Genomic DNA, 22370 nt, shown 5'->3' on the forward strand with positions numbered 1-22370 from the left:
GAATCGAGAGGGGGAGGAGTCAGGCTTCGGTGTTCTCCAGGTCTTCCTTGTGCAGCAACGGAGTTCCGACGGTCTCGCGCATCGAAAACGCCGCGATGAGGCCGACGGCCGCCGCGACCATCAGGTACGGCCCGGGCACGAGAGTGCTGCCGGTAGCGGAAATCAGGACAGTCATCAGATACGGCACAGTGCCGGCGAACAGCGCGGCGGTGATGTTGTACGCGATCGAGAGTCCGCTTTGCCGGGTCCGCGTCGGGAAGATCTCCGCGGACCACACCGCATAGGTGCCGAGAATCGCCGCCAGGATGGCGCCGAGCGCGAGACCGCCGATCCAGGTTCCGACGAGCCCGGTGCGCATCAGCAGGTACGCGGGAGTGGCGAGGACGAACAGCGCGACGCCTGCGCCGATCAGGATGGGCCGCCGGCCGACCCGGTCGGAAAGACGGCCGAAGAAGGGCACGAGGAACAAGCCGACGAGCGAGATCACTGTGGACAGTGCCGCCGCGCTGCCGGACGAGTGGCCGAGGTAGTCGGTCTCGTAGGTGACCAGATAGGTGAGCACGGCGTAGAACGGGACGTGCATCATGGTCATCAAGCCAGCGGCCTGGAGCAACTGCTTCTTGTTGTGGCGGAACAGTTCCCGGACCGGGCTGCGGGGCACGTTGTCGGTCGCTTCGAGCGCGCGGTACTCGGGAGTGTCCTCGATCTTGCTGCGGATGACGAACCCGATGACGCCGAGCGGCGCGGCGATCAGGAACGGGACGCGCCAGCCCCACGACGCCAGCTGCGCGTCCGTCAGGCCGACCGACAGCAGCAGGAACACGAACGAACCGGCGAGGAATCCCAGCAGCGAACCGACTTCCAGCCAGCTGACGCCGAATCCGCGCCGACGCCGCGGTGCGTACTCGGCCAGGAAGCTGGCCGCGCTGCCGAACTCGCCGCCCGCCGCGAGGCCCTGCAACAGGCGCAGCAGCACCAGCAGGATCGGGGCCGCGATGCCGATCGTCGAGTAGCCCGGCAGCAGGCCGATCACCAGGGTCGCGCCGGACATCACGAAGATGACCACCGACAGCGTCCGCTTGCGGCCGATCTTGTCGCCCAGCGGCCCGAAGATCAGCGCGCCGATCGGCCGGATCCCGAACGACACCGCGAAGACGCCGAACACCGCGAGCAGTCCGGCGGTCGAGTTCCCCGCCGGGAAGAACACCGACGCGATGGTGCCGGCGAGGTAGGCGTAGGCGGCCCAGTCGAACCAGTGCACGAAGACGCCGACGGCACCGGCCGCGACACTGCGGCGCAGCGTGGCGGGATCGGCGCTCTGGTCGGCCAGGTCTGGCGCCGGAGAGGCGTCGGGTGCGGTCATGAGTGGCCTCCTTGGACCGGTTCTTCGGGAGGACGCTAAGAGCGGCCCACGGCATCTAACAAGAAGTAATAAGCAAAGCAATGCATCTGTTCGAGTTATGCAGAAGCGCTGAGCTGTGCCGACACGAGGGTCTGACGGCGGCGAAACCCAGCCTTTACGTGCGGGACGGCCCGCCGGTGAGGGCTTGCGGGGTCGTCAGCGCCACGACCTGGGCGTCGGTCAGCAGTTGCCGTTCCCGCACCAGTTCCAGTGCCGGACGGCCGGTCTGGTGCGCTTCCAGCGCGAGCGTGCACGCGGTTTCGTAGCCGAGCGCGGGGCTCAACGCCGTGACCAGCCCGGTCGAGGTAGCGACGAGGTCGGCCAAGTGTTCTCTGCGCGCGGTGATGCCGCGTACGCACTGTTCGGCGAGCACGCGGGCACCGGCCGTGAGGTGGTCGAGGCCAGCGGTCAACGCCCGCGCGATGATCGGTTCGAAGGCGTTGAGCTGCAGTTGCCCGCCTTCGGCGGCGAGCGTGATCGTGACGTCGTTGCCGATGACCTCGAAGGCGATCTGGTTGACCGCCTCCGGGATCACGGGGTTGACCTTGCCCGGCATGATCGACGACCCGGCCTGCCGGGCGGGAAGCATGATCTCGCCAAAGCCAGCCTGCGGTCCGGACGAGAGCAATCGGAGATCGTTGCAGATCTTGGACAATTTGACCGCCACGCGTTTCAGCACGCCGGACAGTTGCACGAACACGCCGACGTCCTGCGTCGCCTCGATCAGGTCGGGCGCGGAGACGAGTGTCGCGATCCCGGTCAATTCGCGTAAGTGGGCAACAGCCCGTTCTCGGTACCCAGGACGCGCGTTGAGCCCGGTGCCGATCGCCGTGCCGCCGAGGTTCAGTTCGTGCAGCAGAAGACGTGCTTCGGCGAGCCGCTGTTCGTCCTCGCGCAGCGTCGCGGCGAACGCGCCGAACTCCTGGCCGAGCGTCATCGGGACAGCGTCCTGCAGCTGGGTGCGGCCCATCTTGAGGACGTCGGCGAACTCGATCGCCTTGTCCGCGAACGCTTCCCGCAGTCCGGCGAGCGCGGCGAGCAGTTCGGCGAGATGGCGGTCGAGCGCGAGTTTGACCGCGGTGGGGTAGACGTCGTTGGTGCTCTGGCCGAGGTTGACGTGGTCGAGCGGGTGCAGTCGCGCGTAGTCGCCGCGGGCGTGGCCGAGCAGTTCCAGGGCGCGGTTGGCGACGACCTCGTTGGCGTTCATGTTCGTCGAGGTCCCGGCTCCGCCCTGGATGAGGTCGACGACGAACTGGTCGTGCAGGCTCCCGGCCCGGATCTCCGCACACGCCTGGACGATCGCCGCGGCCCGCTCCGGGGAGAGGGCGCCGACCTCCGCGTTGGCGCGCGCGGCGGCTTCCTTGACGGCGGCCAGCGCGGTGACGAGGTGCGGCCGGTCGGCGAGGGTTTCGCGCGTGATGGGGAAGTTGACCAGCGCGCGGGCGGTGTGCGCGCCGTAGTAGACGTGGTCGGGCACGCTGATCTCGCCGAGCATGTCGTGCTCGGAGCGGGTGCTGGACATCGGTGTCCTTCCCGGTTCAGGAGGTTCAGAAAGTACGGTCTACGCCGGTCCACGCCAGCGCGATCGCGCCGTCGAGCAGGGCCCGTTCCGCGGTGCCGCCGACGCAGTGCGCGGCGAATTCGCGCTGGTGGTTGATCGCGGGCAGCGACCCGATGCCGATGTAGGGATGAATGGCGGGCACGACCTGCGAGACGTTGCCCATGTCGGTGGACGCGCGGTTCATCCGCGCCGCAGTCCCGTCCGAGGCGAACTCCCGGCCGAGTTCGAGCGCGTTCGCACGATAAGCGGCCAAAGCGGTTTCATCGGCGCGGAATTCGGTGTAGGGCTTGCTTTCCGGCTCCACGCTCAGCTCGCAGCCAGTCGCCAGCGCGCCGGCCTCGAAAGCCCGCATCACGCGTGGCTCCAATTCGGACAGTTCCGCCAGCGTTTCGGCGCGCACGTACCACCGGCCCGACGCGTGCTCGGGGATCGCGTTGGGGGCGTCTCCGGCGTGCGTGACGATGCCGTGCACTCGCGCCGAGGCCGGAAGTTGTTGCCGCAGAAGGCCGATCGCGACCTGCGCGACGGTGAACGCGTCGGCCGCGTTGACCCCAGCTTCGGGGTAAGCGGCGGCGTGCGCGGACTTCCCGGTGTAGGAGATCTTCGAGTGGCTGACGGCGAACGGCCGCGCTTCGGCGACGTCCACCGGTGCCGGGTGCACCATCATCGCGAGGTCGACGCCAGCGAAAGCGCCGCGTTCCAGTAGCTCGATCTTCCCACCGCCGCCCTCTTCGGCCGGAGTGCCGTAGACCTCGACGGTGATCCCGAGGTCGTCGGCGACGGTGGCGAGTCCTAGGGCGGCGCCGATGGAACTGGCCGCGATGAGGTTGTGCCCGCAGGCGTGGCCGAGGCCGGGCAGCGCGTCGTACTCGGCGCACAGCGCGATCCGCTGGGGACCGGAGCCGAAGCTGGCGTGGAACGCGGTGTCCAGGCCGAGGTACTTCGACGTGACGGCGAACCCGGCCCGGTCGAGCAGCTCCGGAACCGCGGCAGCGGCGCGATGCTCTTCCCACGCGGTCTCCGGGTCGGCGTGCAGCCGCTCGGACAGCTGGATCAGCTCGTCGGCGTGCCCTTCGACCGCGGCGCGGGCCGCCGCTTTGGGTGCGGCCATCACTCGTCTCCCGGCACGCCGTAGGACGGCGCGGCGGCGGGGTTCAGACCGCGGGTGACGTAGTCGTCGCGCTGGGGGAGCCAGACGTCGACGAGTTCGGCGAGCTGCTCAATCGGCTCGTCCGCCCAGTCCACGCGCAGATCCGTGACCGGCCACTCCGCGGCGGACACCACGACGAGCCCGGCGGACCGCACCGGACCCTCCTCGCCGCCTGCCGCGAGCCCGGCCCGCATCGCCGCGACGAGGCGCTGTTCCAGCTCGCCGGTCGCTTCGGCGAAAGCGTCCACCATGGACTGGGGAATGTGCTCGCCAGCCAGCATATTGCCCGCCACGACCACGCCGTCCGCCGTCGCCGACGCGTGCGTGCCCAGAGTTTTCGAGCCGCTGTAAGCGAAACCAGGCCCGTTCTGGCCGAGAACAGTCAGCTGCCGGTACTCGATGTGGTCCGCTGCCGACGTGACTTCGGCAAGCGCCTTCTCCGGATCTCCGTGCTCGGCGAGCCGGTCCAGCAGGCGTCCGCCGAGGCGCGGGTCGGTGACGTTCTGCGAGGCCGCCGCGCCGAGGCCCGGGCGCAGGTGCGCGACCCGGGCGACTACTGCGGGACTGGACGAACTGGCCGCGATGCCGAACCGGACGGTGCCGCCGGACGTGTCACGGGCGACGATCGAAAAGGTCACTTCTCCTCCTCCGGGATCACCGCGATGGCGTCGATCTCGCACAGCCATTCCGGCCGGGCGAGCGCGGACACGACCACGCCGGTCGAGATCGGGTGCACGCCCTTGGTCCAGCGCCCGACGGTGCGGTAGACGGCCTCGCGGTAGCGCGGGTCGACCAGGTAGATGGTGAGCTTGACCAGATGTTCCATCCGGCTGCCCGCTTCTTCGAGCAGCATCTTGATGTTCGCCATCGCCTGTTCGGCCTGCGCGGCGACGTCGCCGATGCCGACCGATTCGCTCGTGTCGAGGTCCTGCCCGATCTGGCCGCGCACGTAGACCGTGCCGTTGGCGACGACGGCCTGGCAGAGGTCGTTGTCGAGGTTCTGCTCGGGGTAGGTGTCCCGCGTGTTGAACGGGCGGATGCGACGGTGGACAGTCACTGCGTGGCCTTCCCTGCGGCGGTCGTCGGACGCCTCAGCCTGACCGCGCGGCCGAGGTTCTGTCCAGTAGATCTTTCCGGACCAATGCATCGGTTCTGCTAATGCAGGTTGCATCGCGAGAACAGATCTTGAGTGCCGGAAACATCTGTTGGACACGAGCAGTGCGGGCCGTGAGGATCCGGAGAGACGGCGCTGAACCGCGCCGGAGCCGGAGCGGAGGTCTGGGATGTCGAGCGAACAGGTGGAGGCCCTCGTCGTGGGCGGGGGACAGGCCGGCCTGGCGATGAGCGAGCACCTGAGCGAATGCGGCGTGCCGCACGTGGTCCTGGAACGGAACCGGATCGCCGAACGCTGGCGCTCGCAGCGGTGGGACTCGCTCGTCGCGAACGGCCCTGCGTGGCACGACCGGTTCCCCGGCCTGGAATTCCCGGACGTGGCTCCCGGCGAATTCGCGTCGAAGGATCAGGTCGCGGACTATTTCGAGGCATACGCGGAAAAGATCGCCGCGCCGATCCGCACCGGAGTCGAGGTGACGTCCGTGCGGCGGCACGAGGGCAGGCCCGGATTCCGCGTCGAAACCTCGGACGGAACCATCGACGCCCGGTTCGTCATCGCGGCCACCGGTCCGTTCCAGCGCCCGGTGATCCCGCCGATCGTGCCCGCCGACGCCGGTCCCGTGCAGCTGCACTCCAGCGGCTACCGGAACCCCGAGCAGCTCCCCGAAGGCGCGGTGTTGGTGGTCGGCGCGGGCTCGTCGGGCGTGCAGATCGCCGAGGAACTCCGCCGCGCCGGACGCGAGGTGTACCTGTCCGTCGGCCCGCACGACCGTCCGCCGCGCAGCTACCGCGACCGCGACTTTTGCTGGTGGCTCGGCGTTCTGGGCAAGTGGGACGCCGAAACGCCGCCCGCCGGGGCGGAACACGTGACCATCGCGGTCAGCGGCGCGCGCGGCGGGCACACCGTGGACTTCCGCGCGCTCGCCGGACTCGGCATCACGCTCGTCGGCATGACCGGCGCGTACGCCGACGGCAAGCTCAGCTTCGCGACGGACCTGGCGAAGAACATCGCGGCGGGCGACGAGAATTACCTTGCCCTGCTTGACGAAGCCGACGCCTACGCGGCGCGCAATGGGCTCGACTTGCCGGAGGAACCGTCCGCCCGCGAGCTGGGACCGGACCCGGCATGTGTCACCGATCCGGTGCTGGAACTGGATCTGGCCGCGGCCGGAGTGACGTCGATCGTGTGGGCGACCGGCTTCGCGGTCGACTACAGCTGGCTGCAGGTCGACGCCTTCGACGAGAACGGACGGCCGAAGCACCGGCGCGGGGTGTCGGTGGAGCCTGGGGTGTACTTCATCGGGTTGCCGTGGCTGGCGCGGCGGGGGTCGAGCTTCATCTGGGGGGTGTGGCACGACGCGAAGTTCGTCGCCGACCACGTGGCGATTCAGCGCGGGTATCAGAGCCATTCCGTCACCGCGGACAGCCAGCGATCCGGTGCCCTGGAATGAATCCGGTGCCCGACGCCGATCGTCACCGTTTTCGCCTCCGCTAATGCCTGTTCGAGCAAGGCGTACCGGGATTGGTCGAGGTGACTCGTTGGTCCGCCCGCCAGGATCAGGGTCGGGGCGCTGATCGACCCGAGGCCGGTCCACCACTCGGGCTGCGGAGCGCGAAGGCCGGCGAGCGCGTCGCGCAGCATCGCCGGATCGAACTGCTTGCGGCGGAGGAAGGCGAGCGCGCGCAAGGCAGTCCGGCGTCGCGACGGCGGCAGGTCGTCTCCGTCGCGCGGGGGCACCGGCATCTCTTCGAGGACGAGCCGCTCGATCCGGTCCGGCTGTTCGGCGGCCACCATGGATGCGACGAACGCGCCGAGCGAATGCCCGACGAGGGTGAACCGCGCGAGTCCGTCCAGTGAGCGCAGGACTTCGTCCCGGAACGACGTCAGCGGATAGGACCGGAGCCGTGCGCCGCCGCGATGGCCGGGCAATGCCGGGGTGTGCAGGCGGAACCCGAGCTCGGCCAGCCCGGGCCGCAGCGGCTCCCACGTTGCCGGGCTGCTCGCGGCGGCGTGCAGGCAGACCAGGTCTTTCACGGACAGGCCACGACCTGGCCCGCCCACGAGAGCCCGCCGCCGAAGGCGAAGAGCAGCACCGGCTCGCCCGGCGGCAGCTCGCCGCGCGAGACCATTGTGGACAGTGCGAGCGGGACGGACGCCGCCGACGTGTTTCCCGAATCGACCACGTCCCGGCCGATCACCACGTCCTCGCGCAGGTCGAGGCGGCCGGTCAGCGCCTCGATGATGCGCAAGTTGGCTTGGTGGGTGACGACTCCGGCGAGGTCGGTGGTGGCGATGCCCGCGCGGCGGCAGGCTTCCGCCGCGACGGCGGGCAGTTCCTGCGTGGCCCAGCGGAACACCGCCTGGCCGTCCTGGGCGAACGCCGGCTGCCATTCGTCCACGAGCCGGACCAGGTTCCGGCGTGCCGGGTCGGAGCCCCAGACGACCGGCCCGACCGCCGGGACGTCGGCCGCGCTGAGGATGGCGGCACCCGCGCCGTCGCCGAGCAGGACGCAGGTGCTGCGGTCGGTCCAGTCGGTGACGTCGGACATCTTCTCCGCGCCGACGACCAGCGCGTGCCGGGCGGCTCCGGCCTGGATGGCGTGGTCGGCGGTGGCCAGCGCGGTGCAGAAGCCGGCGCAGCCGTTGTTGAGGTCGAAACAGACCGGGGCCGGGATGCCCAAGCGGCCCGCGACCTGAGCGGCGATCGACGGGCAGCGGTCGATCGCGCTGCAGGTGGCGACTACGACCAAGCCGATCTCGCCGGGCTCGAGACCGGCCGCGGCCAGCGCTTTCGCCGCGGCCTCGGTGGCCAGATCGGCGACCGAGCCGTCCGCGATGCGCCGGGTGGCGATGCCGGTGCGGCGGCGGATCCACTCGTCGGTCGTGTCGACCATGCCTTCCAGATCGCTGTTGGTCAGCACGCGGGCGGGCCGGTAGTGGCCGAGTGCGGTGACGCGGGAGCCGGGCATCTGTCCCTCCTCAAGGTCTGGTCGCACTATAGCGACCGATCGTTCGTAATCTATAGTGATGCCATGAGTCCCCGGAAGTCCGTGGCCGAGTCCCGCTCGACCCGCCAGCGCATCCTCGACCTCGGCCTGGTGCTCGCCTCCGCGGAGGGCTTGGAGGGACTGACCATCGGGCGCCTCGCCGCCGAACTGGGGATGAGCAAGGCGGGCGTGATCGGGCACTTCGGCACCAAGGAGAGCCTGCAGCTCGCCGTGGTCGAGGCCGCGGCCGAGCTGTTCGTCCGCGAGGTGCCCGAACACGCCCGCGGAGTGCCGCGCGGCCTGCCGTATCTCCGCGCGGCCTGCGAGGCGTGGATCTCCTACCTGGAACGCGAACTGCTGCCCGGCGGCTGCTTCTTCACCGCGGCAGCGGCCGAGTTCGACGGCCGCGACGGACCGGTGCGCGACGCCGTCGTCAGGATGAGCGCGTTCTGGCAGCGGGAGCTGCGCGTCAACATCTGGCGCGCGGTGAGCCTGGAAGAGCTGCCCGCGGACACGGACATCGACCAGCTGCTCTACGAGATCGTCGCGATCATGTTGGCGCTCAACCATTTCCTGCAGCTGCACGGCGACCGCCAGGCCCCGGCCCGCGCGCGCCGTGCGCTGGAGCGGCTGTGGTGATGCCGGATCAGGCTCCCGGGTCGGAGTACAGCACGCGGCACAGCTCCCGGAACTCCTGCGCCCGCCGAGTAAGCCGCACCCCGCGCATGGCGGCGAGGACGATCTCCAGCGACGGAACGTCATCCGTCAGCGCAAGCGGCACCACGCTCGCCCCCGCGTAAGTGGTGTCGTCCGGCGGACGCTGGTTGAGCAACGCGAACCCGTGCCCGGAAGCCACCAGCGCCCGCACCGTCTCGTACCCGCTCGTCCGATGCCGAACCCGCGGCGCCACCCCAGCGTCGCTGAGGATGGACTGCAGATACTCCCGGCTGTGCGGCAGATCGAGCAGCACCATCGGCTCCTCGGCCAGCTCCTGCAGCGACACCTTCCGGCTCTTCCGCCGAGCGAGCCGGTGGTCCTCGGAGACAAGCGCGTACGGCGCGGCAGTCCCGACCACCTCGCGGTCGATGTCGTCGTCGAGGTCGTACCCGTACAGCATCGCCAGCTCGGTCTCGCCCGCCCGCAAAGCACTCTTGAGCGCCTTGTGCTCACCCTCGCGGAGCGACACGTGGACGCGCGGATGCCGGGACTCGAACTCGGCCAGCAGGCTCGGCAGGCGGAACGGCGCGAGCGTGGTGAAGCAGCCGACGGTGAGCGTCCCAACCAGATCGGTGCCGGATTGCCGGGCCGTTTCGACCAGCTCCGCGCCGTGTGCGAGGAAATCCAGCACCCGCTTGTAGAACTCCTCGCCGGCGGTGGTCAGGCTCAGCCCGCGGGCGTGGTGGCGCAGCAGGAACTGCACGCCCATTTCCTTCTCCAGCTGCGCGATCGCCGTCGAAACAGCCGACTGCGACACCATCAGCTCCTTCGACGCGGCAGTCATGCTCAAGTGCCGCGCCGCCGCCTCGAAATAGCGCAGCTGCACGAGGGTGAAGGAAGGCTCGCTCATGCCGACATCCTGCCTCAGTGACAGCAATCCGGATGCTGCGGTTTCGGCGCGGGCGTGTCCAGCGCGGGGTTGGCGTCGAAGAATCCGCTCGGCTTGAGGGTGAAGCCGGTGTGGTCGACGGGCATGATCGGCCAGTCCTCGGTGCGCGGGTAATGCGTGAGGCCGAACGTGTGCCAGACGACGAGGTCGGTGCCGTCGAGGTTGCGGTCGGCCTGGATCCAGGTGTCGATGCCGGTCTTGCCGTCGTTCTGATTGACGTACTCGCCCGCCGGGAAACGCTCGTCCTCGGCGTACGCGGTGACCCACAGATGTTTGCGCGTGAAGGCGGCGCGGCGAGCGATCGACGACGCGTCATCGGCCAGCAGCGGCGGCAGGCCCTCCGGGTGCAGGGTGTAGCCGACGGGTTGGCCGAGCGCGTTGCGGGACTCCGGGTTGCTGATCCGCCAGGTGCGGCCGAGGTTGCCGTCGGCGAGCCGGGCGGCGTCGGATTCCTTGGCCAGCCTGGTGATCTTGCGGGTGAAGGCGTTGCCGTACGGGTTGTCCGGGCCGATCGGGACGCGCTGGACGTCGATCTCGTCGACGGCGTTGGCGAGGCCGTCGACCATCATGTCCAGCCGCGCGGAGAACAGGTGCTGATGGAACGGCGCGCCGATGCCCGGGGCGATTTCGGTGGCCCACGGATACTCCGGGTCATCAGCGGGGAACGCCGAAGTGAAGACGATGCCGGTGGCCTTGCACTCGAGTTCGATGGTGCCGTCGAGGTAGAGATACCAGTAGAAGCCGTAGTCGTAATTCCCGACGGTCACGAAGAACGAGATGACCAGCCGCCGCTGCCGACGGGTCGAAACACTCCCGTTGTAGTGGTCAGTGTGTTTCCACAGCACGCCAGCGTCTTCCTCGTGCATGCAGATCGCGTTCGTGATGGTGTGCGGCTGCCCGTCGTCGTCATGCAGGACCGCGTCGAAATAGCGGATCTCGCCGAGACAGTCGCAACCCAGGGTCAGCGAGTTGGCTTCCTTGCCCAGCGAATACTCGCCCGCGTCGAAGTAGTTCTGCCAGAACCGGACCGGGCTGGGATCGCCGTAGGGAACGACCATCTCGGCCACCGACGCCCGATAGACCACCGGACGCAGCCGTTCGCCGTCCTGGAAGCCGATTTGGTGCAGGGTAAGGCCTTCGACCGCGTTGAAGCCGATCCGGAACTGCCATTTCTCCCACGTGATGACATCGTCGTCGACGGTGAAGCTCGGGCCCTCGGGCTGGGTGATCACGATAGGTTTCTGGGTGTCTCGCGTCGGACCGTCGAGGTGGTAGTCGTACGCAGTGCGCGGGATGTCGGCCGGGCCGTCGTCGATGAGGTCGTGCACGCGGCCGGCGATCAGGTCGACGTAGGCCACGACTCCGTCGATCGGATGCGCCCACAGGTTGTCGTCCTTGTTCAGCTGCAGGAAAGCGAGGCAGCGCACGAGCCGGAGCCCGGTTTCGCCGGGGATGTCGAAGCACCCGGCGCTGAGCGCGGAAATCCGGACCGAGCGCGGTTCGTCGATGCCGCGGCGACGCATGGCCGCGTTCCACGCCTCGTCCTCCCACAGGATCTTCTCGACCAGGTCGAACTCTTCGTGCAGGATCGGCGGCTGCCCCTCGGCCACGACGTCCACCGCCCGATCGGCCACGACCTCGCCGCTGGTCAGCGACACGACCGCCTCGCGCACGGCCCCGGTCTGCCGGTCGAGCAGCAGCGAACGGACACGCCGGTCCACCGGCTCGCCCGGCTGCCAGGCGAGCACCGCCGCTTTCGGCGGTTCGAGCAGCGAGACGAGCGCGAACCGGGTGCTCTCGGTCGCGATCCCGGCGTCGGCCAGCAGCGCGCGGTTGCGGGCGACCTCGTCTTCGGTCAGGCGCGAGAGGGGGTGGGCCATGCGCGTCTCCTCATTCTTTGCGGTCTGTCGCAAAGAATGCGTCGTGGCAGGCCACCTGGCAAGGCCCTTACGGGGTGGGTTCTCCGGAACCCGTGCTGGGTTTTTCGATGCACGTCATCAATAATCCTGGACGTGGCACGACCCAAGGACCAAGCGCAGCGGCGCGACGAACTGGTGGCGGCGGCCGGGCGCGCGATCCGGACGCGCGGGCTGGCCGGCCTCCGCGTGCGCGACGTCGCCGAGGAGGCCGGGCTGTCGGCGGGCTCGGTCAGCTACTACTACCCGGATCTCGACGACCTGCTGTTCGAGCTGCACCGCGACGCGGTCGACCGGTTCTACTGGGCGCGAGCGCGCGCGGCGGAGGCGGAGGACGACCCGGTCCGGCGGCTCGTGCGGCTGGTCGACGCGGGGCTTCCGGCCGGGGAGGCGGATCCGCTGAGCCGGGTGCTGTACGAAATGCACGTCCACGCGGCGCGCAATCCGGCGCACGCGGTGCTGATGACGGCGCTCTGGGATCGCGAGGTGTCGCTGTACTCGGCGGCGCTGGCGCACGGCCGGGACACGGGCGCGTTCCGGCTGCGGTCGCCTGCGGCGGACATCGCGGCGAACGCGGTAGCCCTGGAGGACGCGTACGGTTTGCACCTCGCCGGGCGCAACACCAGCTTGTCCGCGGCCAGGGTGCGGGCGCTGGTGCTGGGATATCTGGCCGCGGAAACCGGGCGGGACCTCGGTCAGTAGGCCGTCCAGACCGTCTTGAGGCCGGTGTACTTGTCGAACGAGTGCAGGGAGAGGTCGCGGCCGAAGCCGGACTGCTTGAAGCCGCCGAACGGGGTCGCGGTGCTGAGTGCGTCCACTGTGTTCACCGAGACGGTCCCGGCGTGGATTTCATCCGAGACGCGGTGCGCGCGGGCAAGGTCGCGGGTCCAAACTGACGCGGCGAGGCCGTACGGAGTGTCGTTCGCCAGCCGGATCGCGTCCGCTTCGGATTCGAAGGTTTGCTTGGTGAGCACCGGTCCGAACAGTTCTTCGGTGACGAGCGGGTCGTCGGCGGCCAGATCGGTGACGATGGTCGGGTCCAGGAACGCACCCCGGCGGGTGCCGCCCGCGACGACAGTTCCACTGCTCGCTTCGACGGCAGCCAGCACCCGGGCGGCGGCGGCCTCGTCGATCATCGGACCGAGTTTCGTGGCCGAGTCCAGCGGATCCCCGGGCACCCACGCGGCGACTTTTTCGCGTAGCCGGGCAAGGAATTCGTCGGCTATCGGCGCGTGGACAAGCAGGCGGGTGGTAGCAGAGCAGACCTGCCCGGAGTTCGCGCAGAAACCGAACGCGACCAGGTCGGCCGCGGCGTCGAGATCCGCGTCGGCGAACACGACGACCGGGCTCTTGCCGCCGCATTCGAGCCAGACCTGCTTGAGGTTCGACTCCCCGGCGTAGCGCAGGAAGAGCCCGCCGACCGGCGTCGATCCGGTGAAGGCGAGGACGTCGACGTCCGGATGCCGCCCGAGGGCCTGTCCCGCGGTCTCGCCGAAGCCCGGCACGACGTTGAGCACCCCGTCCGGAATCCCGGCCTCCACGGCCAATTCCGCCAACCGGAGCGCGGACAGCGGGGATTGCTCGGCGGGTTTGAGCACGACGCTGTTGCCCGCGGCCAGCGCCGGGGCGAGTTTCCACCCGGCGATGTCGAGCGGGAAATTCCACGGCACGACCGCGCCCACCACCCCGAGCGGCACGCGCCGGATCGCGGCGAAGTTGCCTGGCGGAGTGGGCGCGACCTCGTCGTAACGCTTGTCGAGAGCTTCGGCGTACCAGGCGAAACACTCGGCGGTCGCGGGAACGTCCATGCCGAACGTGTCGGAGATCGGACGGCCTACGTCGAGGGTGTCGCAGAGCGCCAGTTCCCGTCCGTGCGCACCCACGAGGTCGGCCAGCTTCAGCAGGCGCTTCTTGCGTTCCGCCGCGGCGAGCCGGGACCAGCGTCCGTCCTCGAACGCCCGGCGAGCGGCCGCGACGGCGGCGTCGATCTCGTCTTCGCCGCCCTCGGCCACATGCGCGACTGGGTGCCCGGTGGCCGGGTTGACGTCGGCGAAAGTCTTGCCGGACTTGGCATTCAGCCAGTCACCGTCCACAAAGGCCGCGGTACGGGGCTGCAGCTGTGCTGCCTCGCGCACCCAGTCGCCGTGGTTCATTCCCGGAACCGCCTCTCGTCGCTTCCGTTCACTATCGCCAGCCGCAGTGGTCCGCGAAAGCAGAGCTTTTCGCTGCGCTGCATCGGGCGGATCGATGCAGGATCACTGCGCCAGGTTCCAGAGGGAGGCCCACTGTCCGGCGGTCAGATCGCGGGGGAGCGCTTGCGGCGACAGTCGTTGCCGGGCAAGCCAAGCCCGGGCCGCGCGGCCGCTGAGGCGCCCGGTGCGCGGCAGGATCCCGCCGAGTCCGCGACCGCGTCCGGTGAAGACTTCGCGGACGAACTCCTGGTAACCGGCCTGGTCGGGGACAAGCGGCTTGGGGCGGCGGGTGATCACGAGGATCCCGCCGTCCACGGCCGGACGCGGCCGGAACGCGTGCGCGGGGACCCGGGCGGGTACCGCGAACTCGAACCACGGCCACCAGGCGGCGGTCATCTGGGACGCGCCGCCGATTCCGGCGCGGCGGCGGGCGACTTCCCATTGCACCAGCAGCACCGCGAGTTCCCAGTGCTGCTGCCGGAACAACCGGCGCAGCGTCGCGGTGGTGAGGTGGAAAGGAAGGTTGCCGACGACGGTGTGCGGGACCTCGGGCAATCGGTGCCGGAGCAGATCGCCGTGGACGACCTCGACGTTCTCCCCGGTCCGCTGCGCCAGGCGGCGGGCGCGGCGGGGATCGAGTTCGACGGCGGTCAGCGGACGGCCGGTGCGGCTGAGCGGGACGGTCAGCGCGCCGTCGCCCGCGGCGAGTTCCACGAGGGGACCGTTCGTGCGGTTGGCGGCGGTGCAGACAGCGGCGATGACGGCGGGGTCGGCCAGGAAGTTCTGGCCGAGCTCGTGCCGTCCGCCGAAGGGCTGGACAGACATGGGGGTGCGGACTCCGCGCATGAGGAAGCGACCCGGGCGCCAGGAACGGCGGCCCGGACGGACAACGGGAGAGCGCGACGGAGCGGTGAGCTTCCGGCGCTCAGGCGTTGCGCAGGCGAGTCAATGCGTACGCGGCGAAAGTGGCACCCATGTGCGGAAGCCTAGCCGACCGGCGCGTCCGGCCGCATCCTGGTTTTCCGGCGGTGTCCCCGAAATACGCCGCAGCCTTTCCTGATCCGGCGGCCGGGCAATTCTTCTCCCATTTCGCCGGACCGAGTCGCGAACGGTCCTCTTGCGACAGAAGTACCCGCCGATTCCGGGTCGCAAACTGACACGAAACGGGGTCGCTCGGCTGAGGGGCATGAAGCTTGCGCGGCCCTGTGACCAGCCGGAGAGTGGGGGCCGGAGAAGGAAATCCGATTCGGGGAAATGGAGTGGATCCATGGTACGCGCAATGCAGCCGCAAGATCTCGTCGACAGCACCGTGGTGGACAATTCGGGCAGCAAAATCGGCAAGGTCGGCACGGTGTATCTCGCCGACGACACGCGGCGGCCGGAGTGGGTGACGGTGAAAACCGGGCTGTTCGGCCAGAAGGAGAGCTTCGTGCCGCTGTCGGGGGCGGGCATGGAGAACGACGGCTTGCACGTGCAGGTGGCGAAGGACCAGGTGTCCGACGCGCCGCGCATCGACGCCGAAGGCCACCTGTCCGAAAAGGAAAGCGTCGAGCTGTACAAGTACTACGGCTTGCCGGCTCCGCGGGCCGGGAACGGCGAAAACGTCAGCGGCGGCCGGAACACCGGGCGCGACATGGCGGCCGGCGGTATGGCTGCTGGCGGTGCGGCAGGCCGGGGCCGTGATGCGGCGGCAGGCGGCACCGCGGGCAAGGAACACGCGACCGGCCATGACACCGCCGCGGCCAAGGGCGGCCGCCACGAGACGACCGATACCGGCGACATGGTGCGCTCGGAGGAGCGGCTGAGGGTCGGCACCGAGGAGGTCGAAACCGGCCACGTCCGGCTGCGCAAGTACGTGGTGACCGAGGACGAGCAGGTGACCGTGCCGGTCACGCACGAGGAAGTGCGCGTCGAGCGGGAGCCGATCACCGACGCCAAGGCCGCGGGCAAGGCCGAGATCGGCGAGGCGGAGCAGGACGTCGTGCTGCACGCCGAGAAGCCGGTGGTGCAGAAGGAAACCGTCCCGGTGGAGCGGGTGCGCCTCGGCACCGAGCAGGTGACTGAGGAACAGACCGTCCAGGGGAAGGTCCGCAAGGAGCAGATCGACATCGACGACGACACGCGACGGGGCAAGAAGTCCTGACCCTGCCCGCGCTGCTGCTGTCTCCCGCCGGAGCGTTTCCGGGCGGGAGACAGCAGCGCGGTCACCGCCGCGAGCGGCTGGCTTTCATGAACTCGCGGTTGAGGTTCGCGATGCTCGTCAGCGGAATCCCCTTCGGACAGGAGGCGACGCATTCGCCGGTGTTCGTGCACCCGCCGAAGTCCGCCGCGTCCATGGTTTCCACCATGTCGAGCACCCGCTGGGCGCGTTCGGGCTGCCCCTGCGGAAGCGAGTTCAGGTGCGCCACCTTCGCCGAGGTGAACAGCATCGCCGACCCGTTCGGGCAGGCCGCCACGCACGCGCCGCAGCCGATGCAGGTCGCGTTGTCGAAGGCGAGGTCCGCGTCCGGCTTGGGCACCGGCGTCGCGTGCGCTTCGGGGGCACTGCCGGTCGGGGCGGTGACGTAGCCGCCCGCCTCGATGATCCGGTCGAACGCCGAGCGGTCCACCACCAGGTCCTTGATCACCGGGAAACCCTTGGCGCGCCACGGTTCCACGTCCAGCACGTCGCCGTCGCGGAAGGACCGCAGGTGCAGCTGGCAGGTCGTGGTGCGTTCGGGGCCGTGCGCCCGGCCGTTGATCACCACGCCGCACGAGCCGCAGATCCCCTCGCGGCAGTCGTGGTCGAACGCGATCGGCTGCGCGCCGTCCTCGATGAGGTGCTGGTTGAGGACGTCGAGCAGCTCCAGGAAGGACATGTCCGGGCTGGCGTCGTCGACCGGGTATTCGACGAGCCTGCCGTCGTCGTCCGGGCCGGACTGGCGCCAGACCCGCAGGGTGAGTTTCACGTGTAGCTCCGCTGGGTGGGGTGGACGTGCTCGAAGTTCAGGATTTCCTGGTGCAGCACCGGCTTCTCGCCGTATTCCCAGGCCGAGACGTAGGAGAACCGCTCGTCGTCGCGCTGGGCTTCGCCGTCTTCGGTCTGGTGTTCCTCGCGGAAATGGCCGCCGCACGATTCCTCGCGCACCAGGGCGTCGAGGAGCAACAGCTCGGCGAGTTCGAGGAAATCGGCGACGCGACCGGCCTTCTCCAGTTCCTGGTTCAGCTCCGCCCCGGTGCCCGGGACGCGGACGTCGCGCCAGAATTCCGCCCGCAATTCCGGAATCCGGTCGAGTGCTTTCCGCAGGCCCTCGGCGGAGCGGGACATCCCGCAGTGGTCCCACATGAGGTGGCCCAGCTCGCGGTGGAACGAGTCCACGCTGCGGGTGCCGCGCACCGACAGCAGCCGTTCGAGCCGGTCGCGCACGGCGGTTTCCGCTTGCGCGACGTCCGGATCCGCCGGGTCGAGCGCGGGGAAGCTGCCGCGGGCGATGTAGTCGTTGAGGGTGGCCGGGAGCACGAAATAGCCGTCGGCGAGGCCCTGCATCAGCGCGGACGCGCCGAGCCGGTTCGCGCCGTGGTCGGAGAAGTTCGCCTCGCCGATCACGAACAGGCCGGGCACGGTGCTCTGCAGGTCGTAGTCGACCCACAGACCGCCCATCGTGTAGTGGATCGCCGGGTAGATCCGCATCGGGACCTCGTACGGGTTCTCCGCGGTGATCCGCTCGTACATGTCGAAAAGGTTGCCGTACTTGGCTTCCACCGCCGGACGGCCCATCCGCTCGATCGCGTCCGCGAAGTCGAGGTACACGCCGAGCCCGCCGGGGCCGACGCCGAACCCGGCGTCGCAGACGTTTTTAGCGGCCCGCGAGGCGATGTCGCGCGGCACCAGGTTGCCGAAGCTCGGGTACATCCGCTCGAGGTAGTAATCCCGCTCTTCCTCCGGGATGTCCTGCGGCGGCCGAGGGTCGCGCGGCTGCTTCGGAACCCAGATCCGGCCGTCGTTGCGCAGCGATTCGCTCATCAGCGTCAGCTTCGACTGGTGTTCGCCGGACCGCGGGATACAGGTCGGGTGGATCTGCGTGAAGCACGGGTTCGCGAAGTACGCGCCGCGCTTGTGCGCCCGCCAGATCGCGGTGGTGTTGGAGCCCTTCGCGTTGGTGGACAGGTAGAAGACGTTGCCGTAGCCACCGGTCGCGAGCACGACGGCGTCCGCGAGATGCGTCGTCACCTCGCCGGTCACCAGGTCCCGCGCGACGATCCCACGCGCCTTGCCGTCGGACACGATCAGGTCCAGCATCTCCGTTCGCGGGTGCATTTCCACGCCGCCGGCGTCGATCTGCCGGGCCAGCGCCTGGTACGCGCCGAGCAGCAGCTGCTGACCGGTCTGGCCGCGCGCGTAGAACGTGCGCTGCACCTGCACACCGCCGAACGAGCGGGTGTCGAGCAGCCCGCCGTACTCCCGGGCGAACGGCACGCCCTGCGCCACCGCCTGGTCGATGATCTGCGTGGACACCTGCGCCAGCCGGTACACATTGGACTCCCGGGACCGGAAGTCGCCGCCCTTCACCGTGTCGTAGAAGAGGCGGTAGACCGAATCGCCGTCGTTGCGGTAGTTCTTCGCCGCGTTGATGCCGCCCTGCGCGGCGACCGAGTGCGCGCGCCGCGGCGAGTCCTGGAAGCAGAACTGGACCACGTGGTAGCCCTGTTCGGCGAGCGTCGCCCCGGCGGACGCGCCCGCGAGACCGGTGCCGACCACGATGATCCGGTGCCGCCGCCGGTTGGCCGGGTTGACCAGCTTCGCGCCGAAGCGGCGGCTGTCCCAGCGGTCCTCGATCGGGCCGTCCGGCGCCCGGGTGTCGGCGATCGGCTCGCCGACCGTGTAGTCGCTCATGTCAGGCCACCCATCCCGCCATCACGGCGATCGGCACGATCAGGAAGCCGCCGGTGATCACGACGGCGAGCACGGAGCCCACGGTTTTCAAGGCGCGGTCGCGGGTTTTGCTGGTGATGCCGAGGGTCTGCGCCGCGCTCCAGAAGCCGTGGTTGATGTGCAGGCCGAGCATCAGCAGCGCGACGATGTAGATCAGGTTGACCCACCAGACCTGGAAGTCCGCGACGATGTTGTGGTACGGCTGGCCGTCGCGGAAGTCCTGGTTGGCCACGCCGACCGTGAGATCCAGGATGTGCCACACGATGTAGAGCGCGAGCGTCGCGCCGCCCCAGCGCATGGTGTGTGTCGCGAAGCTGGCCTTGCGCCGCTGGCCGTGCGCGTACTTCACCGGGCGCGCTTGACGGTCCCGTTTGGACAGTTGCACCGCCGCGACCACGTGCAGCACCAGCGCGATCAGGAGCACGGTCCGCTGGATCGAGAGGTACCAGGCGTTCTGCAGCACGGGTTCGCCGATGGTGCGCAGCCAGGCCGCGTAGTCGTCGAAATGCCGCGGTCCCAGGAAAACCTTCAGGTTCCCGGCCATGTGCACGAACAGGAACGCGACGAACATCAGCCCGGTGACGGCCATGACGGCCTTCTTGCCGATGGTCGAACGCCAGAACGTCACGAGCGCCGGGCGACGGCGGGGCGGAGCGGGTGCGAGTGCCACGGAACCGACGGTAAGTCGGTGCTGACGAGAGGGCAAACACATGATTTCTCTCGACAAGATAGCCAGTGTCTATGATGACGCTCATGCAGTTCCAGCAGCTGGCGTATTTCCTGGCAGTGGCCGAGACGCGGCATTTCACGCGAGCCGCCGAACGCATGCGTGTGGCGCAGCCCTCACTGTCCCAGCAGATTCGCGCGCTGGAACGGGATGTCGGCGCGGGGCTGTTCCACCGGATCCGCGGCAACGTGACGCTCACCGAGGCGGGGGAGACGCTGCTGCCGATCGCGCGCCGGATCCTCGCCGAGACGGAGACCGCGTACCGGGCGATCCGCGAACTGGACGAACTGGGCCGCGGCCGGGTGCGGCTCGGCGCGACCCCGAGCCTCTGCACCGGCCTGCTGCCGGCGATGCTCGCCGCGTTCCGCCGGGCCTATCCGGGAATCGAGCTGGTGCTGCACGAAAGCGGGTCGCGGGATCTGCAGACCGCGCTGTCGGAAGGCGGCCTGGACCTCGCGATGATCGTGGACAGCCGCGTCCACGACGATTCCCGCCTGGAGAGCCGGGCGCTGTTCGTCGAAGATCTCGTGGTGATCTCGCCGAAGGACGCGCCCGCCCCGGTGCGCGGCCGGATGCCGATCGCCGCGCTGCGGGACCGGCCGCTGGTGATGTTCCGGCAGGGCTACGACCTGCGCGAGGCGACTGTGACCGCTTGCCGCGCCGAGGGGTTCGACCCGCTCTTCGCGATCGAAGGCGGCGAGATGGACGCGGTGCTGGAGCTGGTACAGGCCGGGCTGGGCTTGGCGGTCGTGCCGAGCACCGTGGTCGGGGACCGGTTCCGCCGCACGCGGTTCACCGAACCCGGGCTCAGCCGGGTGGTGCGGCTGGCGTACCGGCGGGACGTCGAGCAGCCGCGCGCCGTGCGGGCGCTGCAGGAGGCGGTGGTGCGGTATCTCGGCGGCGGGGAGGCGCAGCTGCCGCCGGGCACGCGTCCGCTCGTCGGCGGATGATCAGCAGGCCAGCGAGTCCAGCACTAGGTCGATCAGCCGTTGTGCCTGCGGTTTTTCGCAGTGCTGCGCGGAATACGCGACGCCGCCGATCAGGAGCAGGACGTCCTCGGCAGGCACATCGGACCGGAGGGTCCCGTCTTCCGCTCCCGCTTCGAGCAGGTCGCCGACGGCGTCGATGAGCATTTTTCGGCTGTCCGAATACGGATCGACGCCGGACGCGATGACCGCGTTGAGCGCCTCGGACATCCCGTGCTTCGCGCTGACGTACGCGAGGAAATGCGTCAGCCACTCCCGCAGCGCTGCTGCGGCCGGGTGCTGCGTCAGGAGGGCTGCCGCTTGCTCGCAGACTCCCGCGAGCTGATGCCGGTAGGCGGCGTCGATGAGCGCTTCGCGGGTGGGGAAGTGCCGGTACAGCGTGCCGACGCCGACCCCGGCCTGCTTGGCGATCGCGGCCGGTGCCGCGTCGAGGCCTTGTTCGGCGAAGGCCTGCGCGGCGACCTCAAGGAGCCGGGCACGGTTCTCGAGCGCGTCTCTCCTGGTGCGGCGCGGGGCGTCGGCCATCGGTTCCCTCCGAGGTTGCTAACCGGAATTCATTCCGGTTAAGCTAAGCGGAACGAATTCCGGTTAACCTTACCCCGGGGAGATCCCGTCATGGCCGCACGGCATTGGTTCGTCACCGGCGCTTCCGGCGGTTTGGGCCGTCAGCTGGTCGAAGAGGCGCTTCGCCGCGGCGAATTCGTCACCGCGACGGTCCGGCGGCCGGACGCGCTGCCTGCTTCGCCGCGCCTGACCGTGGAGCGGCTCGACCTCACGCACCCGGCCGACGTCTCCGCGGTGATCGAGCGAACCTTGCGGCGGCGACCAGTGGACGTGGTTGTGAACAACGCCGGGTACGCCGTCGTGGGCGCGGCCGAGGAGATGACGCCCGAGCAAATCCGGGACCAGATCGAGGTGCTGCTGCTCGCCCCGATCCTGATCACCCGCGCGTTCCTCGGCCCGATGCGCGCGCGGGGCGGCGGGCGGATCATCCAGATCTCCAGCATGGGCGGTCAAATCGGCTCGCCGACGCACAGCGCCTACCACGCGGGAAAGTGGGGGCTGGAGGGGTACACCGAGAGCGTCAGCCGGGAAGTCGCCGAATTCGGCATCCACCTGACCTTGGCGCAGCTCGGCGGGACCCGGACCGGATTCGCGTCCGCGCTGCGGTACACCGCCGAAACGGCGCCCTATCGCGACAACGCGGTCGGCCGGACCCGCCGCTATCTCGAAGCCCTCGACGACAGCGCCCTTACCGGCGACCCGGCCAAAATCGCCGCGCTGCTGTACGAGACCACCCTCCAGTCGGATCCGCCGCTGCGCCTCTCACTGGGCTCGGACACCTACGACGCCGTCCACAATGCACTCACCGAACGGCTGAACCGACTTGAGTCGCAACGGGAACTAGCCGCTTCGATCGCTTTCTGACTACATCCCCACCGACTGCCGCTCCGGTTCGATCAGTCCGACCACACGCACCTGCTCGCGCGTGTACGGCTGCCCGATGTACTTCTTGGCCACCGCGTCGACGATCTCCCAGGCCGGGTCGCCCTCGATCCATTCGGTCACGCGGCCGCGGATGGTGACCGGCTCGAACGGATTGTCCGGCGGCGTAAGGGAAATCGCCACGCGGGGGTCGTGGCGGAGGTTGCGGGCCTTGCGGCTGTCCGGGCCGGTGAGGAAGACGATCCGGTCGCCGTGCGTGCCGATCCACACCGGGACGACGTGCGGCGAGCCGTCCGGGAGGACGGTGGCGAGGTGGGCGATTGGAGTGCCGTCGAGGATGCGGCGGACATCGGGGTTCAGCATGGGGATTC

22 protein-coding genes are annotated in these 22370 nt (G+C 69.4%); 6 read left to right on the plus strand and 16 right to left on the minus strand.

The genetic code is table 11. From position 1 onward, the window contains the following. Nucleotides 1-19: 19 nt before the first annotated feature. From AB5I40_RS02910 to AB5I40_RS02930, 5 genes are all read right to left on the minus strand, one after another. Nucleotides 20-1363 carry an MFS transporter gene (locus AB5I40_RS02910; RefSeq protein WP_370936858.1) on the minus strand — a complete coding sequence of 448 codons (1344 nt, stop codon included), beginning with the start codon at nt 1361-1363 and terminating at the stop codon, nt 20-22. A gap of 154 nt (nt 1364-1517) precedes the next feature. Further along, a complete protein-coding gene (locus AB5I40_RS02915; protein ID WP_370936859.1) occupies nt 1518-2924 on the minus strand; it encodes an aspartate ammonia-lyase in 1407 nt (468 codons plus the stop codon). Nucleotides 2925-2949: 25 nt separating this feature from the next. After that, nucleotides 2950-4074 carry a M20 family metallopeptidase gene (locus AB5I40_RS02920; protein WP_370936860.1) on the minus strand — a complete coding sequence of 375 codons (1125 nt, stop codon included), beginning with the start codon at nt 4072-4074 and terminating at the stop codon, nt 2950-2952. After that, a complete protein-coding gene (locus AB5I40_RS02925) occupies nt 4074-4751 on the minus strand; it encodes a DUF1028 domain-containing protein (protein ID WP_370936861.1) in 678 nt (225 codons plus the stop codon). The genes AB5I40_RS02920 and AB5I40_RS02925 overlap by 1 nt, the downstream gene beginning before the upstream one ends. After that, nucleotides 4748-5170 carry a RidA family protein gene (locus AB5I40_RS02930; protein WP_037805786.1) on the minus strand — a complete coding sequence of 141 codons (423 nt, stop codon included), beginning with the start codon at nt 5168-5170 and terminating at the stop codon, nt 4748-4750. The genes AB5I40_RS02925 and AB5I40_RS02930 overlap by 4 nt, the downstream gene beginning before the upstream one ends. 226 nt (nt 5171-5396) lie before the next feature. Here AB5I40_RS02930 and AB5I40_RS02935 point away from each other — a divergent pair, with 226 nt between their 5' ends. Then, entirely contained in the window at nt 5397-6677 is a 1281-nt protein-coding gene (locus AB5I40_RS02935) for a flavin-containing monooxygenase (protein WP_370936862.1), read from the plus strand. Here the strand turns inward: AB5I40_RS02935 and AB5I40_RS02940 are convergent. Then, complete coding sequence (locus AB5I40_RS02940) at nt 6626-7261, minus strand: alpha/beta fold hydrolase (protein ID WP_370936863.1); 636 nt, start codon at nt 7259-7261, stop codon at nt 6626-6628. The two genes, AB5I40_RS02935 and AB5I40_RS02940, sit on opposite strands and share 52 nt — an antisense overlap. Further along, a complete protein-coding gene (locus tag AB5I40_RS02945) occupies nt 7258-8196 on the minus strand; it encodes a beta-ketoacyl-ACP synthase III (protein ID WP_370936864.1) in 939 nt (312 codons plus the stop codon). Before AB5I40_RS02945 ends, AB5I40_RS02940 begins: the two co-directional genes overlap by 4 nt. A 63-nt stretch (nt 8197-8259) precedes the next feature. On the opposite strand from AB5I40_RS02945, the gene AB5I40_RS02950 reads away from it, so the two are divergent. Beyond that, entirely contained in the window at nt 8260-8853 is a 594-nt protein-coding gene (locus AB5I40_RS02950) for a TetR/AcrR family transcriptional regulator (protein ID WP_370936865.1), read from the plus strand. Nucleotides 8854-8860: 7 nt separating this feature from the next. Here AB5I40_RS02950 and AB5I40_RS02955 read toward each other — a convergent pair whose 3' ends face one another. Next, nucleotides 8861-9781: a LysR substrate-binding domain-containing protein gene (locus AB5I40_RS02955; protein WP_370936866.1), complete on the minus strand. Its 921-nt coding sequence runs from the start codon at nt 9779-9781 to the stop codon at nt 8861-8863. A 14-nt stretch (nt 9782-9795) separates the two neighbouring features. After that, entirely contained in the window at nt 9796-11733 is a 1938-nt protein-coding gene (locus tag AB5I40_RS02960) for a primary-amine oxidase (RefSeq protein ID WP_370936867.1), read from the minus strand. A gap of 99 nt (nt 11734-11832) precedes the next feature. Between AB5I40_RS02960 and AB5I40_RS02965 the strand changes: the two genes are divergently transcribed. Next, nucleotides 11833-12438 (plus strand): TetR/AcrR family transcriptional regulator, encoded by a 606-nt coding sequence (locus AB5I40_RS02965; RefSeq protein WP_370936868.1) that lies wholly within the window; start codon nt 11833-11835, stop codon nt 12436-12438. On the opposite strand, the gene AB5I40_RS02970 is transcribed toward AB5I40_RS02965, so the two are convergent. Both AB5I40_RS02970 and erm read right to left on the minus strand, forming a co-directional pair. Beyond that, on the minus strand, nt 12432-13889 hold the full coding sequence (locus tag AB5I40_RS02970) for an aldehyde dehydrogenase family protein (RefSeq protein WP_370936869.1): 1458 nt from the start codon (nt 13887-13889) through the stop codon (nt 12432-12434). The genes AB5I40_RS02965 and AB5I40_RS02970 overlap by 7 nt on opposite strands. Nucleotides 13890-13991: 102 nt before the next feature. After that, on the minus strand, nt 13992-14753 hold the full coding sequence (gene erm, locus AB5I40_RS02975) for a 23S ribosomal RNA methyltransferase Erm (protein ID WP_370936870.1): 762 nt from the start codon (nt 14751-14753) through the stop codon (nt 13992-13994). A gap of 442 nt (nt 14754-15195) precedes the next feature. Between erm and AB5I40_RS02980 the strand changes: the two genes are divergently transcribed. Then, the gene (locus AB5I40_RS02980) at nt 15196-16071 is read left to right on the plus strand and encodes a DUF2382 domain-containing protein (RefSeq protein ID WP_370936871.1); all 876 of its coding nucleotides are present in this window, start codon (nt 15196-15198) and stop codon (nt 16069-16071) included. A 61-nt stretch (nt 16072-16132) separates the two neighbouring features. Here the strand turns inward: AB5I40_RS02980 and AB5I40_RS02985 are convergent, their stop codons facing one another. The 3 genes from AB5I40_RS02985 to AB5I40_RS02995 are packed head-to-tail and all read right to left on the minus strand — an operon-like array spanning nt 16133 to nt 19510. Beyond that, nucleotides 16133-16876, minus strand: coding sequence for a succinate dehydrogenase/fumarate reductase iron-sulfur subunit (locus AB5I40_RS02985; protein WP_344275688.1), 744 nt, complete (start codon nt 16874-16876; stop codon nt 16133-16135). After that, on the minus strand, nt 16873-18801 hold the full coding sequence (locus AB5I40_RS02990) for a fumarate reductase/succinate dehydrogenase flavoprotein subunit (RefSeq protein ID WP_370936872.1): 1929 nt from the start codon (nt 18799-18801) through the stop codon (nt 16873-16875). The genes AB5I40_RS02985 and AB5I40_RS02990 overlap by 4 nt, the downstream gene beginning before the upstream one ends. A 1-nt stretch (nt 18802) precedes the next feature. After that, nucleotides 18803-19510, minus strand: coding sequence for a succinate dehydrogenase cytochrome b subunit (locus AB5I40_RS02995; protein ID WP_370936873.1), 708 nt, complete (start codon nt 19508-19510; stop codon nt 18803-18805). 83 nt (nt 19511-19593) lie between these two features. Here AB5I40_RS02995 and AB5I40_RS03000 point away from each other — a divergent pair, with 83 nt between their 5' ends. Further along, entirely contained in the window at nt 19594-20517 is a 924-nt protein-coding gene (locus AB5I40_RS03000) for a LysR family transcriptional regulator (protein ID WP_370936874.1), read from the plus strand. On the opposite strand, the gene AB5I40_RS03005 is transcribed toward AB5I40_RS03000, so the two are convergent. Continuing rightward, nucleotides 20518-21078, minus strand: a complete 561-nt coding sequence (locus AB5I40_RS03005; RefSeq protein ID WP_370936875.1) for a TetR/AcrR family transcriptional regulator — start codon at nt 21076-21078, stop codon at nt 20518-20520. It abuts the gene before it with no gap. Nucleotides 21079-21168: 90 nt separating this feature from the next. Here AB5I40_RS03005 and AB5I40_RS03010 point away from each other — a divergent pair, with 90 nt between their 5' ends. Next, the gene (locus tag AB5I40_RS03010; RefSeq protein WP_370936876.1) at nt 21169-21981 is read left to right on the plus strand and encodes an SDR family NAD(P)-dependent oxidoreductase; all 813 of its coding nucleotides are present in this window, start codon (nt 21169-21171) and stop codon (nt 21979-21981) included. Here the strand turns inward: AB5I40_RS03010 and AB5I40_RS03015 are convergent, their stop codons facing one another. Further along, nucleotides 21982-22362, minus strand: a complete 381-nt coding sequence (locus tag AB5I40_RS03015) for a PPOX class F420-dependent oxidoreductase (protein WP_370936877.1) — start codon at nt 22360-22362, stop codon at nt 21982-21984. Nucleotides 22363-22370: the final 8 nt, after the last annotated feature.

This window comes from Amycolatopsis sp. cg13 (assembly GCF_041346965.1).
Taxonomy (GTDB): Bacteria; Actinomycetota; Actinomycetes; order Mycobacteriales; family Pseudonocardiaceae; genus Amycolatopsis.